At 34.8% G+C, this 15022-nt stretch carries 11 protein-coding genes and 1 tRNA gene; 5 read left to right on the forward strand and 7 right to left on the reverse strand.

Going from position 1 to position 15022, the window contains the following annotated elements:
• The 4 genes from IPO86_08240 to IPO86_08255 form a co-directional block, all read right to left on the reverse strand.
• Positions 1-1419, reverse strand: a complete 1419-nt coding sequence (locus tag IPO86_08240) for a choice-of-anchor B family protein (GenBank protein ID MBK9728090.1) — start codon at positions 1417-1419, stop codon at positions 1-3.
• A gap of 3 nt (positions 1420-1422) precedes the next feature.
• Positions 1423-2226, reverse strand: coding sequence for an SDR family oxidoreductase (locus IPO86_08245; GenBank protein ID MBK9728091.1), 804 nt, complete (start codon positions 2224-2226; stop codon positions 1423-1425).
• Positions 2227-2309: 83 nt separating this feature from the next.
• A complete protein-coding gene (gene recN, locus IPO86_08250) occupies positions 2310-3959 on the reverse strand; it encodes a DNA repair protein RecN (GenBank protein MBK9728092.1) in 1650 nt (549 codons plus the stop codon).
• Between the two features lie 21 nt (positions 3960-3980).
• On the reverse strand, positions 3981-5903 hold the full coding sequence (locus IPO86_08255) for a hypothetical protein (protein ID MBK9728093.1): 1923 nt from the start codon (positions 5901-5903) through the stop codon (positions 3981-3983).
• Between the two features lie 54 nt (positions 5904-5957).
• Here IPO86_08255 and lpxD point away from each other — a divergent pair, with 54 nt between their 5' ends.
• From lpxD to IPO86_08280, 5 genes are all read left to right on the forward strand, one after another.
• Positions 5958-6983 carry a UDP-3-O-(3-hydroxymyristoyl)glucosamine N-acyltransferase gene (lpxD, locus tag IPO86_08260; GenBank protein ID MBK9728094.1) on the forward strand — a complete coding sequence of 342 codons (1026 nt, stop codon included), beginning with the start codon at positions 5958-5960 and terminating at the stop codon, positions 6981-6983.
• A 14-nt stretch (positions 6984-6997) separates the two neighbouring features.
• Positions 6998-8389 carry a bifunctional UDP-3-O-[3-hydroxymyristoyl] N-acetylglucosamine deacetylase/3-hydroxyacyl-ACP dehydratase gene (locus IPO86_08265; GenBank protein MBK9728095.1) on the forward strand — a complete coding sequence of 464 codons (1392 nt, stop codon included), beginning with the start codon at positions 6998-7000 and terminating at the stop codon, positions 8387-8389.
• On the forward strand, positions 8386-9165 hold the full coding sequence (gene lpxA, locus IPO86_08270; GenBank protein ID MBK9728096.1) for an acyl-ACP--UDP-N-acetylglucosamine O-acyltransferase: 780 nt from the start codon (positions 8386-8388) through the stop codon (positions 9163-9165). Before IPO86_08265 ends, lpxA begins: the two co-directional genes overlap by 4 nt.
• Positions 9166-9172: 7 nt before the next feature.
• Positions 9173-9793, forward strand: a complete 621-nt coding sequence (locus IPO86_08275) for an ATP-binding cassette domain-containing protein (protein MBK9728097.1) — start codon at positions 9173-9175, stop codon at positions 9791-9793.
• A gap of 79 nt (positions 9794-9872) precedes the next feature.
• Positions 9873-9944, forward strand: a tRNA-Arg gene (locus IPO86_08280).
• A gap of 287 nt (positions 9945-10231) precedes the next feature.
• Here IPO86_08280 and IPO86_08285 read toward each other — a convergent pair.
• The 3 genes from IPO86_08285 to IPO86_08295 all read right to left on the reverse strand — a co-directional run bounded on the left by IPO86_08285 (position 10232) and on the right by IPO86_08295 (position 14881).
• Positions 10232-11014, reverse strand: a complete 783-nt coding sequence (locus IPO86_08285) for a dienelactone hydrolase family protein (GenBank protein ID MBK9728098.1) — start codon at positions 11012-11014, stop codon at positions 10232-10234.
• 179 nt (positions 11015-11193) lie between these two features.
• Positions 11194-14352, reverse strand: coding sequence for a T9SS type A sorting domain-containing protein (locus IPO86_08290; protein MBK9728099.1), 3159 nt, complete (start codon positions 14350-14352; stop codon positions 11194-11196).
• Between the two features lie 235 nt (positions 14353-14587).
• The gene (locus IPO86_08295; GenBank protein ID MBK9728100.1) at positions 14588-14881 is read right to left on the reverse strand and encodes a hypothetical protein; all 294 of its coding nucleotides are present in this window, start codon (positions 14879-14881) and stop codon (positions 14588-14590) included.
• Positions 14882-15022: the final 141 nt, after the last annotated feature.

The following is a 15022-nucleotide window of genomic DNA, read 5'->3' on the forward strand; positions in this document are numbered from 1 at the left end:
TCAAAATTTTATTAAACTGCTTGTAAACAATCCTTGATTTTTAAACCGTAATTTAAGGATATAATAACCAGACTCAAGCTCGTCTAATGGAATAGTATTATTGGATTCTATGGATTGTATAATTCCTTTTTTTAAAAGCTTTCCAGTTATATCCGATATTTCAAAAGTAGCAGCGTGGTAAAGGAACGGAGTTTTAATTTGAATTCCATGTTGCGTCGGATTTGGAAATATATTTACCCTCAAGCTTTTATCAAAGGAATTTGTTGCTACAGGATTACAGGAATACACCACATTACAAGGTTTTTCAACGCCTTCCACCACAAATAATCCATTTTGCATATCAGCAATTACAATATTCCCGGATGGTAAATACGGATAATTACCCCAGGAACCTTTATAGCTTAAATTATTGGGAAGTATTGAGGTAGGATAAAAGGCTTCTAAAATTGGTTTCGCAGGATTTTTTATATTATACACTTGAAGGCCATCATAATAATAGGATACATATGCATAATCACAAGAAACTAATGGGTTATGAGGGATTGATTTAGCGGTGTCTTTTGCTGGCGAAAGGGTAGATACCACCTTTCCATTTTTAATATCTGTTAAATCAATGAGTTTCAAAGGAAGACCATGATTTTCATCTGCCATTACATAACTTAATCCATCTGGAGTAAGCCATCCAGAATGATTATATCCCGCAAAAGGATAATCTGCAGGTGTTAAAGTTAAAATTGGTTTTGGATTGATTGCATCACTAAAATCCATAATAGCAAATCCATTCGGCCCACAATTCAAATATACAGTATCATTTCGTGCGTAAGCATCGTGTACATGGGAAGCTGTAATGTCACCAAATTTATTATAGTGTCCAATAAATTTAGGTTTGATTGGATTACTTATATCATAAAGTCCTAAAGCAAAAAAGCCTGTATTTCCATTTTCTGAGCAAGTGTACAAACGCGCTTTGGGAATATCTATAAATATATTATGAACCCGTGTCATGAATTCATTGGAGTCGTACACTATGGTTGCGGTATCGGGAAGTTGAGAAATATCAATGATTTGCAAACTGCTTTGTCCTTCATCACAGACAGCATATAAGTAGCAACGATAATCATCATAATCTCTATGAATTACATGCGGGCCATTTGAAGCTCCGGGTATTAACATTCTTTCAAAAAGTTTTGAAGGATTCGTTACATCAATTAAATGAGTTCCTGAAGTAGAACCGATCACTCCGTATTCTTTTCCATTCACCCAAAATCCCCAGGCTTCATTAAATGCATTGTCATAAGCACTTGAACCTACAACATTAGAATCTCTCCAATGGCCTAAAAGTTTTAATTGTTTAGCTTGGCATCGGCTCTCTGCAATTTGTAAGCAAAACAAAATGCAAAGCAAAGCTGTTATTTTCATGAACTATAAATTTAGAATAGATGGATTCATACCCATATTAGAAAAACCACCATCGTGAAATAAATTTTGCATCGTAACCATCCTGGTAAGATCTGAAAACATAACTACACAATAATCGGCACAGGCATCTGCAGAAGCATTCCCTAACGGACTCATTTTATTTGCATAATCATAAAATTCTTTAAATCCTTTTACTCCAGATCCTGCTGTTGTCCAGGTTGGGGATTGTGAAATTGTATTTACCCGAACTTTTTTCAAAGTCCCAAAATGATATCCAAAACTTCTTGCAAAAGATTCTAATAAAGCTTTTGATTCAGCCATCTCACTATAATCAGGAAAGACACGTTGAGCAGCGATATAAGTTAAAGCCAAAATGGATCCTTGTTCAGCAACTGCATCCAATTTTAAAGCAGATTGCATCAACTTATGAAATGAAATGGATGAGATATCAAAGGTTTTTTGCATAAAGTCGTAATTCAAATCTGTGTAAGATTTGCCTTTTCGTACGTTTATAGACATTCCAATAGAGTGCAATATAAAATCCAGTTTGCCGCCTAAAATTTCCATGGATTGTTTGAGTAAGTTTTCTAAATCTTCCACAGAGGTGGCATCTGCACCTATAAGTTCAGCATTTAATTTTGAAGATAATTCCTGGATCTTGCCCATTCTTAAGGCCACCGGAGCATTGGTTAAGGTGATTTTCGCACCTTGTTCTACACATTTTTCAGCGACATGCCAAGCTATGGATTGTTCATCTAAGGCTCCAAAAATAATACCTCGTTTATTTGACAGTAATTGATTACTCATATTATTTGATTTTTAGCAAAATTACATTGCTTATGATAGTATCCGATTAAATATTTAATAAAAATTAATTAGAACCGATTTACTTACATAAGGATTAATTCAGATGCATTTTTTAAAGCTGCTTTTGTCGGCGGTTCACCACTCAGCATTTTAGCCAATTCGTGCAATCGCTCTTCTTTTGTTAAGCTTTTAATTTTAGTATTTGTACTGTCTGTTTTATGTTCTTTATAAACATAATAATGTTGTTTTGCTCTGGATGCAACTTGCGGAGAATGGGTAATGCAAATGACTTGTTGATGAGCAGCCATTTCTTTTAGGATATTTCCCATTTGCAAAGCAATTTGTCCGGAAACTCCGGTATCGATTTCATCAAAAATCAAACAACCAGATTCATTTTGTTTTGCAACCAAGGATTTAATAGCGAGATTAAAACGCGCTAATTCCCCTCCAGATGCCTGCTCTTTAATAGGGCGAAGCGTGGCTCCTTTATTTGCGCAAAATAAAAATTCAATCTGGTCACTTCCGCTTTCATTTAGTATGGTTTCAGAATTAAATTGGATATCAAATTTTGCAAATTCCATTCCTAATTTCTTTAATAGGATATTTGTTTTTTCAATTAATTCTTTAGATTTTCCCTTTCTGATTTTAGATAAACTAATTGCTTCTTTTGTTAAATTTTGTTTTGCTCTTTCAATTTCAGCATTCAGGGAATTTAAAGTTTCATCGGAAGTGCTGATAGATTCTAATTTTTCAGCAAATGTAGTTCTTAATACAATAAGCTCCAGATCCGTTTGCACACGATGCTTTTTTGTAAGTCGATTGAGTAAATCCAATCGTTGGTTGATGATTTTAATTTTCTCCGGACTAAATTCAGATCCTTCAGAAATATCTTCAAGCTCCTGACCCATATCTTTAATTTCCGTTTTTACTTGTTCAAGTCTATCAAATATCAATTGAATACGGTTATTCATCCTGATATTTTTAAGTAGATTCATACATTCCTGAATCTGATCTAATATACCACGATCGCCTTGTAGGATGTCAAATGATTGTAATGAATTTGTCTTAATTTCTTCGGCCTTGGATACTAATTTTAATTCTTGTTCCAATTGATTGATTTCATCTGGTTTCAAATTTGCAAGATCTAATTCATTCCATTGAAATTCAAGAAATTCTTTTTCATTCATTCCATTTTTTATACGGGCTTCGATTTCATTTCTTTGGATTATTAATTCCTGATATTGCTTAAATTTTTTGCGAAACGTTTGAACAGCAATTAAATTCGCAGCAAAGGAATCTAAGACTTCTAATTGAAACCCACGATCAAAGAAATCGAGGTGATCAAATTGTTGATGGATACTTAATAAAGAATGTGCAATTTGTTGAATTTCTGTAAGTAATACCGGACTATCATTGATGAACGATCTTGATTTACCACTTGGAAGAATCTCTCTTCTTACAATGACTTCATTGGTTGCATCGGTTTCAAATTTAGATTGTATCTGATTTTTGAGGGACTCAGTGCAGCTGAAGATGGCTTCCACAATGCATTTTTCATCTGGATTGCGCAATGCTTTAACATCCGAACGATTGCCCAGAACCAATTGTAAAGCTCCTATGATTATAGATTTTCCTGCACCGGTTTCTCCGGTTATTACAGTCATTCCTTGTTGCCATTCTATTTCGAGCTGATCGATAATCGCATAATTTTTGATCAATAAGGATTGTAACATGCAGTGTTTTCTATTTTCTGTTTATTGTAATTTCTCTCCAAGTTTGGAGGCCTGTTGCAAATCCTGGTTAGCAGCTGCTTGGTTTCCTAAAATCTGATAGGTGCGCCCTCGCTCAGCATAAAATAAACCCATTTTTGGTTTCAAACGAATGGCATTTGAATAATATTCTATGGCTTTATTGGGTTGATTTAAAGCTCGCAAACAACGCCCTCCTTCATACCAGATATCTCCATTTTTAGGATCAAACTTTAAATACATATCGATATCTGCCAGGGACCGATCAAATTGTCCCAATTGATTGTAAATAATGGATCGATTTAAATATCCGAATTTCCAATTCTTATTGATTTCAATACCTTTGTTAAAGTCGGTTAATGCTTCCTCTAATCGACCTAATTTTGCTTTTGCCGCACCCCGATTTACAAAGTATTCTGCTTGCGGACTCATTTTAATAGCTTGGTCATAATCGAGAATTGCTTTTTCATCTTCATTTTTATTAAAGAATAATCTGGCTCTACTGTTGAATGTTGCATGTCCTGCTTTATATTTAATTGCATTGTTATAATCTTGTAATGCAAGATCATATTGCTTATAATCTCGTAAATAATTTGCCCGGTTATTATAAGGAAGTGAGGAGTTCGTATAATATTGTAAAACATGTGTCCAAAGCGTATTTGAGTTTTTCCAGATCTTAGTTTGATTATAGGACAAATACGCAAGGAATAACAGATAAATTCCGACTACCGAATACACATTTGTAGCAAGTGTTGGTTTTTTATTTATGAATTGCTGAAGGTAGTATGCGAATATAAAAAACAAGCCGATATATGCAATGTAGGTAAATCGATCAGCAAGATATCCTTGCCCTGCCCCTATAATTTGTAACAGAAACACGATGTTTAAAAAGAAAAAACTAAATCCAAAAACCAGGGCTTTTAAATTTCGTTTATAAGCATAATAAATCCCTGCAAATAAAGCGATAGCAGCAGGAAGTGAAAGATAATGCCAAATCGTTAATTTTTCAGGATACGGATATAGTGGAGACATTCGATAGGGTGCCAACCATTTTATACAATACGTAATAAAACTATAACTCCCTATAAAAATTCGTTGAATTCCAGAATGTACAACATCATTTGTTTCCAGGGAGCCTTGTTGTTTTAAGAAATAAATTCCAAGACATCCAAAAAGAAAAGCGGCAAGAAATAACAACCATTTTTCAGTAATTAACTTAAATTGGATTTCTCTTCCTTTAAAATAATCAATAGCCAACATAGATAAAGGCAATGCAACCATTTGAATTTTGGCGAATAAGCCTATGACAAATAATAGAAAGATCCAAATTTTTCTGGATGTCTTAGGATGATCAAGATTAATAATATACAGATATAAAGCAGGACAGAAAAAGGCCCCATACAGTACATCTTTTCGTTCTGTAATCCAGGCTACAGATTCAACTCGCAAAGGGTGAAATGCAAAAAACGCCGTAGCAATTAATGCGATCCAGAGCTGTAATTGGAGTGCTCTAAATATTTTGAAAACAAAAAAAATACAAACTAAGTGAAGTAATATATTGACAAGATGCATATTAGAAGCATTCATTCCATAAAAATGATGCTCTATGCCAAAACTTAAAATACTCAAAGGATTGTAATTGCCGATCACATTTTGACTAAAAATAGCTTTCAGATTCGGTTCTACAACTAAAGGATTTTCATAAACATTGCGATCGTCATCCCAATTTACGAAATCACATTTTAAGGCGCTACTAAATATAAAAAAGCTAAAAACTAATAAGGGGAGCAGATAAATCAGCTCATTTTTAGACTTTGGCTCTGAAATTACTTTGATTGGAGCCGGTACGGAAGCTTTGATTTTGGTTTTTTTATTTCCCATGAACAGATAATGACTTGTAACAAAGGTACAAAATATTGGATTTGCCATTTTGGACCTGTTTTTACTTCTTTTGCTTTCTCACCTAATTTGTAGATTTGCATTGTGAAAATCACTACCGGCGAGTTAGCAAAATTGGTGAATGGGATTCTGGAAGGTGATCCGGAGCTTCTGATTACCCATCCCAGTAAGATTGAAGAGGGTGAGGAAGGCAGTATCTGTTTCTTAGGTAACCCAAAGTATGAATCTTATTTATACACTACGAAGGCGTCTGCAGTCTTGGTTGAAAGCTCATTTGAACCCAAAGAACAGGTTAAAGCAGCTTTAATACGGGTAGAAAACGTCTACCTTACAGTTAGTCAGCTATTAAACCAATTTGACGAAAAGTCAGCTGGAAATGGCTTAGATAAAAATGCGATTATAGATCCGAAGGCTCGGTTATCAGGTGATACTAGTGTTGGGCCTTTTAGTATTATTTCCGAAGGTGTACAAATTGGCAAACGATCTATCATTCATGCTCAAGTATTTATTGATAAAGATGTGAAAATTGGGGATGATGTGGTTATTTATCCCGGGGTTAAAGTTTATAAAGATTGTATTATTGGCGACCGCTGTATTTTGCATGCGAATGTTGTTATTGGTTCGGATGGTTTCGGTTTTTCGCCAGATGGTAATGGAAATTACAAAAAAATAGCCCAACTTGGAAATGTTGAAATCGGAAGTGATGTTGAAATAGGATCGAATACTACGATAGATCGCGGTACGATGGGATCAACCCGGATAGGAAATGGATGTAAACTCGATAATCTGATTCAAATTGCGCACAATGTACAGATCGGTGAACATACAGTGATAGCAGCCCAAACAGGCATTGCCGGAAGTGCAAAAATTGGAAAATACTGTATGATCGGTGGGCAGGTAGGTATTGCAGGGCATCTTTCAATAGCTGATGGTACCATGATCCAGGCACAAAGTGGTATCGCCAGTTCGTTGGAACAACCAAAAGGCAAATGGTATGGATCCCCGGCGATTGAATATTTTTCATTTTTAAGATCTTTTGCAGAGTTTAAAAGACTCCCTACAATTGTTAAAAAATTAAAGGACTTGGAAGATCAACAAAAGTCTACTTAAATAGAATATAGGAAATGAATCAAAGGACAATCAAAGCAGATATTCAAATAGATGGTGTTGGATTACATACCGGTTCCTTTGTTAAAATGACATTTAAGCCTGCACCTGAAAATTTTGGCATTCGGTTTCAACGGATTGACCTTCCTGATCAACCCATAATACTTGCAGATGTAAGCAGAGTAGTCTCAACCAATCGGGGCACCACATTACAGGAAGGGGTAGCACAAGTTTGGACAGTAGAACATGTACTTTCTGCTTTAATGGGTTTAGGTATTGATAATGTTTTAATAGAATTAGACGGTCCTGAAATTCCAATTAAAGATGGAAGTGCTAAAGATTTTGTCTTTGCACTCGATCAAACAGGCACTCTTGAACAGAATGCAGAGCGTGACTATTTTAGAATTACAGAACCTATATCTTTTGATGATGATCTTACAGGTGCTGAATTTCTGGCAATGCCTTCTGATAAGCTGGAAATTACCACAATGATTGATTTTAACTCAAAAACCTTGGCACCTCAATATGCAACTTTAGAAAATATTGAAGATTATAAAACAGAAATAGCACCTTGTCGAACCTTTGTGTTCCTTCACGAACTTGAAAAACTAATTGAACAAAACCTGATTAAAGGGGGTGATCTCAATAATGCAATCGTCATTGTGGATCGCATGATGAGTCAGGAAGAATTGGATGTGTTGGCAAAAAAATTAAATAAACCAAGTGTCAAGGTGGAGCGGGAAGGAGTTTTAAACACTATTAAATTATATTTTGATAATGAACCTGCCCGACATAAATTATTAGATGTTTTAGGCGATTTAGCATTAGTCGGAAAGCCTATTTTAGGCAATATTTTAACGAAAAAGCCAGGGCATAAGTTGAATGTGGAATTTGCCCGAATTCTAAAGAAAAAACTAGTCGAACAAAAAAAGATGCAAGGCGTGCCGCATTATGATCCAGATAAGGTCCCGGTTTTTAATACGCAGCAAATTCAATCCATGTTACCACACAGATATCCATTTTTAATGATTGATAAAATTGTTGAAATGAATGAAAAAATGGTTGTGGGAATAAAGAATATTACCATTAATGAAGCCCTTTTTCAAGGTCATTTTCCTGGTAACCCGGTGTTTCCAGGGGTTTTACAAATTGAAGCGATGGCCCAAACTGGAGGGATTTTGGTATTAGCACCGCAAGAAGAGCCACATAAATGGGATACTTATTTTTTGAAGATAGACAATGCTAAGTTTAAGCAAAAAGTGATGCCAGGTGATACGCTGATTATAAAGATGGAATTGGCTGCACCGGTGCGAAGAGGGATAGTGCAAATGCTTGGCACAGCTTATGTAGGTAATAAATTAGTCTGTGAGGCTGATCTCACAGCGCAAATTGTGAAACGAGAATCATGAACCCGATGTTAAGTAATATTCACCCGGGAGCCAAAATCGGTAATGGGACAGTCATTGAACCTTTTTCAACCATTCAGGAAGATGTTATTATTGGTGAAAATTGTTGGATTGGACCCTATGTTACAGTTATGAATGGCAGCAGAATTGGAAATAATTGTAAAATATTTCCAGGTGCAGTGGTCGGTGCGGTGCCCCAAGATCTTAAATATGCTGGTGAGAATAGTTTATTGGAAGTAGGTGATAATACCATAATTCGCGAGTGTTGTACTTTAAATAGAGGGACAAAAGCAGCGATGACCACGAAAGTCGGCTCAAATTGCTTGTTGATGGCGTATGTTCATGTAGCACACGATTGTTTTGTAGGAAACCATGTCATACTTGCAAATAGCGTGAATTTGGCAGGACATATTGAAATTGATGAGTATGCTATAATCGGTGGTATGTCTGCTATTCATCAATTTGTAAAAATTGGTGCACATGCGATGGTAGGAGGAGGTACTTTAGTAACAAAAGACGTACCACCCTATGCGAAAGCAGCCAGGGAGCCTATGTCCTATGAAGGAATTAATTCTATAGGATTAAAGCGCAGAGGATTTACAGTCGATCAAGTGAATAAGATCCATGAAATCTACCGGTATCTTTTTGTAAAATATAAAAATGTAAGTAAAGCCATTAAAGCAATTGAAGTCGAATTGCCCGATTCACCGGAAAAAGATATTATCCTGGAATTTGTAAGAAATTCCAACAGAGGAATTATGAAGGGCTATAGAAGGTAAACTTCCAATGCAAATTATAGCAAATTCAATTTTTAAAAGGTTTATTCAGACCTGGATCATTCGTGATTTTAGTTTCCAATTTGAATCTGGCAAACGCTATGGTATCGCCGGACCAAATGGAGTAGGGAAGTCCACTTTATTACAAATGTTAGCCGGATTAATACCCCTAACGAAAGGAGTATTGAATTATTCTGATCAAGGGAAAGTTATAGATGGTGAGCATTGGTATCAACATATAAGTTTTACTGCACCTTATGGAGATGTTTATGATTATATGAATATAGAAGAATTGACAAGACACCATCAGGTTTTTAAAAAATTTCAAGATCAAATGAGTGTAAAAGATTTTATCAATTTTTGTTATTTGAAAGGACATGAGCATAAATTAATAAAGACTTATTCCTCTGGTATGAAACAGCGTTTAAAATTAGGTTTAAGCGTGTTGAGTGAATCCCCTATTTTGTTTTTAGATGAGCCACAAAGCAATTTAGATCATCAAGCTAAGGATTGGTATCAAAATTTAATGCAACAGTATACTAAAGACAAGCTTGTCATTATTGCGTCAAATGAAATCGAAGATTTCAAAATGGTAGATGAGATAATAAGCTTACAACCAAAGCAAAACTAAAGAAAGCAGAATCCATATGTATCTTTGTAATCTTCATAGATGGGCTTAACCAAGTACTTTTAGAAACACAATATAAAATAGTCCCGTAGTTCAACGGATAGAATAGGAGTTTCCTAAACTCTAGATAGCAGTTCGATTCTGCTCGGGACTACTAAATGGGATCTAACATCCCTATTGCCAAGAAATTTGTTCCTATTATGTTCACTTTCATTAGCCTTCTTCCAACATAACCAGTTTTTAGCGGAATAATAAAAATGAAAATTTCATTAAACTGTATGTCGTCAAAGTAATTTGAACTTTTCAATTAGTAATGTTTCTATTTAATTAAAACCTAATTCATTGTGTTTATCGCAATATCTATATTCGTGTAAATTTTAATTTTTCTATTGCTAATGTAATCTAGTTTAATTCTTTGTTTTTTCTTTCAAAACAAATCCGCTATCCATTTCCAAAAACTTCTTTTATAAATTGTAGCATCAACTGCCAACTTCTTTTAGCCGCTTTTTCATTATAGGCTACTCCTTTCGTTGGATCATTTCCCGCCTTAGGATCCGTAAATGCATGCACTGCATCTGCATAATAAATCATTTGCCAATCTGCTCCTGATTTTTTCATTTCCTGTTGGAATTCTTTGATTTGTTCTTCAGGTACAAAAAAATCATTTGCACCATGACAAACTAAAACTTTTGATTTTATTGCTTGCACCGGAATTGTGGTATCTCTTCCAAGTCCTCCATGAAAGCTAACGACCCCTTTGACTGGTAAATTTTCTCTAGCAGCATTCAAGGCTCCCGTACCACCAAAACAATATCCTATAACAATTATTTTAGTTGGATCGGCACCCGACTTAATTAATTGATTTAAAGCAAGCTTTATCCTTTTGTTGTATTCATTTACATGGGTTTTATAATATCCGGAACGTTCACCCGCTTCACTTGCGTTTTTTGGGGAATTGCCAACACCATAAATATCTGCAATAAAAGTATAATAACCCAATTTTTTTAATTGGATTGCCGACTGTTTTGAATGATCATCAATACCCATCCATGCAGGTAAGATTAAGATCCCGGGCTTCTTTGTACTGCTATTTTTTGGGGTGCCAGACAGGCCATTTAATTTTTGATTGCCATCCATATAAGTAACTGGATTTAACTGCGCTTTCATGGAATTAAAATACAGGAGCATGACATAAATCCAAATACTGATTGTTTTTATTTTCATAAGTATATTTTTATAAAATGAGGAGTTCTCAAATTTCAATTAAAATTGTAAATCCTATTAGAAATTTTGAATCTGTAATTTCATAATTCATAATTTAAACATTTTTATTTCTTTGAAAACCTAAAATAATTTCAATTTGTAAAATAATTTCAGTCTGATTGCAGAATTCTGTATTGCCTTCAATAAGAATGAATAAGTTTTATAATAGCTACTTGTTTTCCATGAATTAATTTGATAAAATAAATGCCTGAAGTTATATTTTCAAAATTTATTTCGTTTGTATGCTCACCGGCAAATTGATATTTGTCAACTAATTTCATAATTATTTTTCCAGAATAATCCAGTAAATTCATGGATGTGTGCGCTGCATTTTCTGTTTTCCAATGGATTTTTGTGCTGCAAGAAAAAGGGTTTGGTTGATTCTGATATAAAGTCAATCCAGTATTTTCTGCATTTGATTCATTAAAAGTATTTGTGCTGTTTTTTCTTAAAAACCAGGGTATCGAAGTGCTATCTGTTGAAAAGAAATCCAACAACATTTTAGCAACTTTTAATCTACCAGAATTAGAAGGATGTGTCCCATCGGTAACAAAATCTGTGAATTGCCAGGTGAGGCCGTCCGCTCGTGCAGTACTTCCTTTTGCCCATAGATAGGGTCCCCAGGATAACCAGGGAGCATTGGGATTGCGCCCAGAAAATGCAAGTGCTGTATCCCCTTGGATTTGATCATTTATAAGCCATTTCACAGAAAATCCAGATTCATAAGCATACGGTTCAGGATTTAATGGGGTATTTGCATATCCACCATAGATTCGGCTTGACAAATAAACCAATTTTAAATTTGGGTATTTAGTTTTTAAAATTTTAACGATAGTCTTTAAATCTGCTTTTAAATCTTGCGCATGTTTTGGAAATGCCATCGTTGGATTTGCATTTGCCTCTTTAAGCCACACAGTTTGAACTTGTAAAGGATTTAAATTTTGTTGCGACAATCTTTGATTAATAACAGTCCAGAAGTTAGCATTTGGATCTTTTATTACTGCAGCCGTTTGTCCTCCTTGTGCTCCATCAACAATTATTACTTTTGGATTTTTTAGTTTAAACGTATCGGTCAATTGTTTAAAAACAGAATATTCCTGAGTTGCATTTGACATACCAATGGATAACAAAACAATTTTTCCATTCGCTTCATCAAAAATTCCAAAATCATTTAATGGTACAATGCTGTTTGCAATGCTAATGCCTGCTATTTCATGGTTTAATGGGCGATTATTGAATCCGTTTTCATAGAGTCCGCCTGCCTGATTTTTCCAACTTGACAGGCCAAGTTCATTTAAAGGTATGGTATCAAGAATTGGGGACGAAGAGCTTGTTTTAAGATGAATATATTTTGATTTTTTCATTTCTTCCTTATACCTGTTCGTGATATAAAGATTATTTTGAATTCTGGCATCGCCCCAATTAGGATATGCATTTACCGGCCAATTTGCATTAATATAACTGAAACCTTTAATCTCTGTATGGACACTTATAAATTGCCAGAATTTTGCAAACCATTGATTCCAATCATTCAAACCATCTGTTGCGTCTGCACTGATATGAATTGACTTTGCAGAGGTTTCACTCAAATATACTGGTTTGGATTTTAACCTGGCCATTGAAAGAAAGCGCTCTGATTTACCTTTTTTAGTGATTTCAGTTCTATTAAAATCAGGTAGGGATTGATCAAAATGATCTGCATCAAATACATCTAAACCAAACCAATCCACATATTTATCTCCCGGATACCATTTTGCTACACCTTTACTAGTTAAGGAATCAAAATCGTTTGCAGCATCCGGTTCATAACACCAAATAATGGCAACAGAATCTCTAAATCCTAATGATTGATATCGATCTACAATTTTACGAAACATCACCGGATAATGATATGGATGATATCCACCGCCATTCCAATTTGGGCCTTGTCCATTAAATTCACCTCCAATTCGCACAAACATTCTTTTACCATAAGCTTTAGAACGATTGATAATACTATCGATAATCCAGTCATACTGATTTGAATAAGCAATCAAACTATCCGTTGCAATATCACTTACTAAAAACAAACTAATCTCCGGTATATAACCGATAGAATCTGCAGCATGTAAAAATTTATCAAGTCCTGTGAATGCATTTGAAGGCCCCCTGGTCCCAGGTATACTAAAAAAATAACCGCGCACTGCAGGATGAATTGTAGAATCATTTAATGCACCCAAATATCCGGCGAGTGGATCTGGCCCGGCTTCAAAAGTGCTGGTTTGAACGCCATGATAAACAAAACCATCTTCGGGTTCTAATAATATTCTGGATTCATTTTGCGATAGTATAAATTCAAAAAACTTTTTACAAGTATTGGTGAAGCTATAATTTTCAGTTTCTGGTGTGTTCTTATCGGGATACGGATACCAACTCCAAACTTCAATTTCGTCGGGGTTTCCACCTTCTTGTTTGTATTTAATATAGGAATCGAGTGTGTTTTCATAAAATAATTTACTACTACTCGCACCACCTAATGAAGAATTATGAATCCGTCCATGTCTGACTCCTTTGGAATGCAACCAATCTTCTAAAACCTTTATTTTTTTCCAACCAGAGGTAGCAAAATCATTTGAATATTCATAAGGAGAATCGGAATGAAAGATTTCAATTTTTTCTCCGCGATCTTCAAGAATTGAAAACACAGTATCTAATACCAGGAGAAGATCACCGTAATTATTGCCTGGATAATTTGGATAATTTCCTATGCGATACCACGGAATGGGTTCTACGATTGCAAATTTTACATTTGGTAAAAACTTCTTAACCGATTTCATATAATCTGCAATTTCTCCAGCCGTCCGTTCAACACTCCAATTGCAGGTACCACTTGGATCACCTCCTTGTATCATGGTGTTAATCGGAGAATCCATCGTGATGATATCAATACTTCCTCCACGAGAATACCATTTATAAAGATTGTTTAATTCTAATTGAGCATGTCGTTCCCCTGCAAGTGTATCACAACCGGAAAAAGGTCGCAAGCCACCACATTCGAAATTAACAAGCACACCGGCATTTTTAAATTTCCGAATGGCATTACTCAGAAGTCCTGTGTCTAATCTGTTTCCATCAAGAGCATTCACATGAATGCTGAAGACATCAATTTGTGTTAATAGGGTATCCCATTTTTCATTTAGACCAAACATTTGCCAAAAGTCGGATCGAACCGAAGCAGGGGAGATCCAAAATCTTTTTTGACCAATAGAACTGTCTAAAAAAATCAGTATAAATACAGTAAAGACTAATAATTTTTTCATAGATCCGATAAATATAAGGAAATTTTGTCAATGCCTATTATTTTGAATATGAATACTCGACAAAGCATGCAACTCAAGATTTCTTAAAAATTAACTTTTAGAGCTCTCATTGAGTCCTTGAAATGAATTTAAATATAAATATAATAGGGTAAGTATACGCGTTTCAATAAAGTTCGGAATGCTATTATTGTAGGAATTTAATACGCATGGATTCATTCAATTTTTTCAGTCGTTTTTATTTTAGTTTTTCAAGGATGTCAGAAGATATATTTTCTGAAACGCCATAGCCTGTTACTAAAACACCTTTTAATCCGGTTTTAGATTCTATAGCATAAACCGTAGCTTCATCAGAAGGATCCGTATTTCCTTCATATCGATAGACCTCCACAATGTCAAATGCTTCTGCTTGCAATTTGCCTTCTGCACATGAAATGCAATTTTCTTCTAAATTAAAATCAATAGTGAAACCTTTTTTTCGAAGTATAGCTAAAGCAACGCTTACTGTTTCGTAATAATATTTTGGCTTCATTGCGGTGTATTTTAAATAAAACGCAAAGAACATATAAAGTGTTTCGGCAATGAATTGTCCTATGCGGAAATTCTCAATGCTACAAATCAAATGCATCTTAAGCAACTTAAATATAAAGTTTGTTTAAAGATGAAATCAGAA

The sequence above is a fragment of the Saprospiraceae bacterium genome (assembly GCA_016717265.1).
In the GTDB taxonomy this organism is placed as follows: domain Bacteria; phylum Bacteroidota; class Bacteroidia; order Chitinophagales; family Saprospiraceae; genus Vicinibacter.

What these genes read in the sequence shown, in the direction of transcription:
- IPO86_08240 (MBK9728090.1), bottom strand. Translation starts at nt 1,419, where the DNA reads ATGAAAATAACAGCTTTGCTTTGCATTTTGTTTTGCTTACAAATTGCA.
- IPO86_08245 (MBK9728091.1), bottom strand. Translation starts at nt 2,226, where the DNA reads ATGAGTAATCAATTACTGTCAAATAAACGAGGTATTATTTTTGGAGCC.
- recN (MBK9728092.1), bottom strand. Translation starts at nt 3,959, where the DNA reads ATGTTACAATCCTTATTGATCAAAAATTATGCGATTATCGATCAGCTC.
- IPO86_08255 (MBK9728093.1), bottom strand. Translation starts at nt 5,903, where the DNA reads ATGGCAAATCCAATATTTTGTACCTTTGTTACAAGTCATTATCTGTTC.
- IPO86_08265 (MBK9728095.1), top strand. Translation starts at nt 6,998, where the DNA reads ATGAATCAAAGGACAATCAAAGCAGATATTCAAATAGATGGTGTTGGA.
- lpxA (MBK9728096.1), top strand. Translation starts at nt 8,386, where the DNA reads ATGAACCCGATGTTAAGTAATATTCACCCGGGAGCCAAAATCGGTAAT.
- IPO86_08275 (MBK9728097.1), top strand. Translation starts at nt 9,173, where the DNA reads ATGCAAATTATAGCAAATTCAATTTTTAAAAGGTTTATTCAGACCTGG.
- IPO86_08285 (MBK9728098.1), bottom strand. Translation starts at nt 11,014, where the DNA reads ATGAAAATAAAAACAATCAGTATTTGGATTTATGTCATGCTCCTGTAT.
- IPO86_08290 (MBK9728099.1), bottom strand. Translation starts at nt 14,352, where the DNA reads ATGAAAAAATTATTAGTCTTTACTGTATTTATACTGATTTTTTTAGAC.
- IPO86_08295 (MBK9728100.1), bottom strand. Translation starts at nt 14,881, where the DNA reads ATGAAGCCAAAATATTATTACGAAACAGTAAGCGTTGCTTTAGCTATA.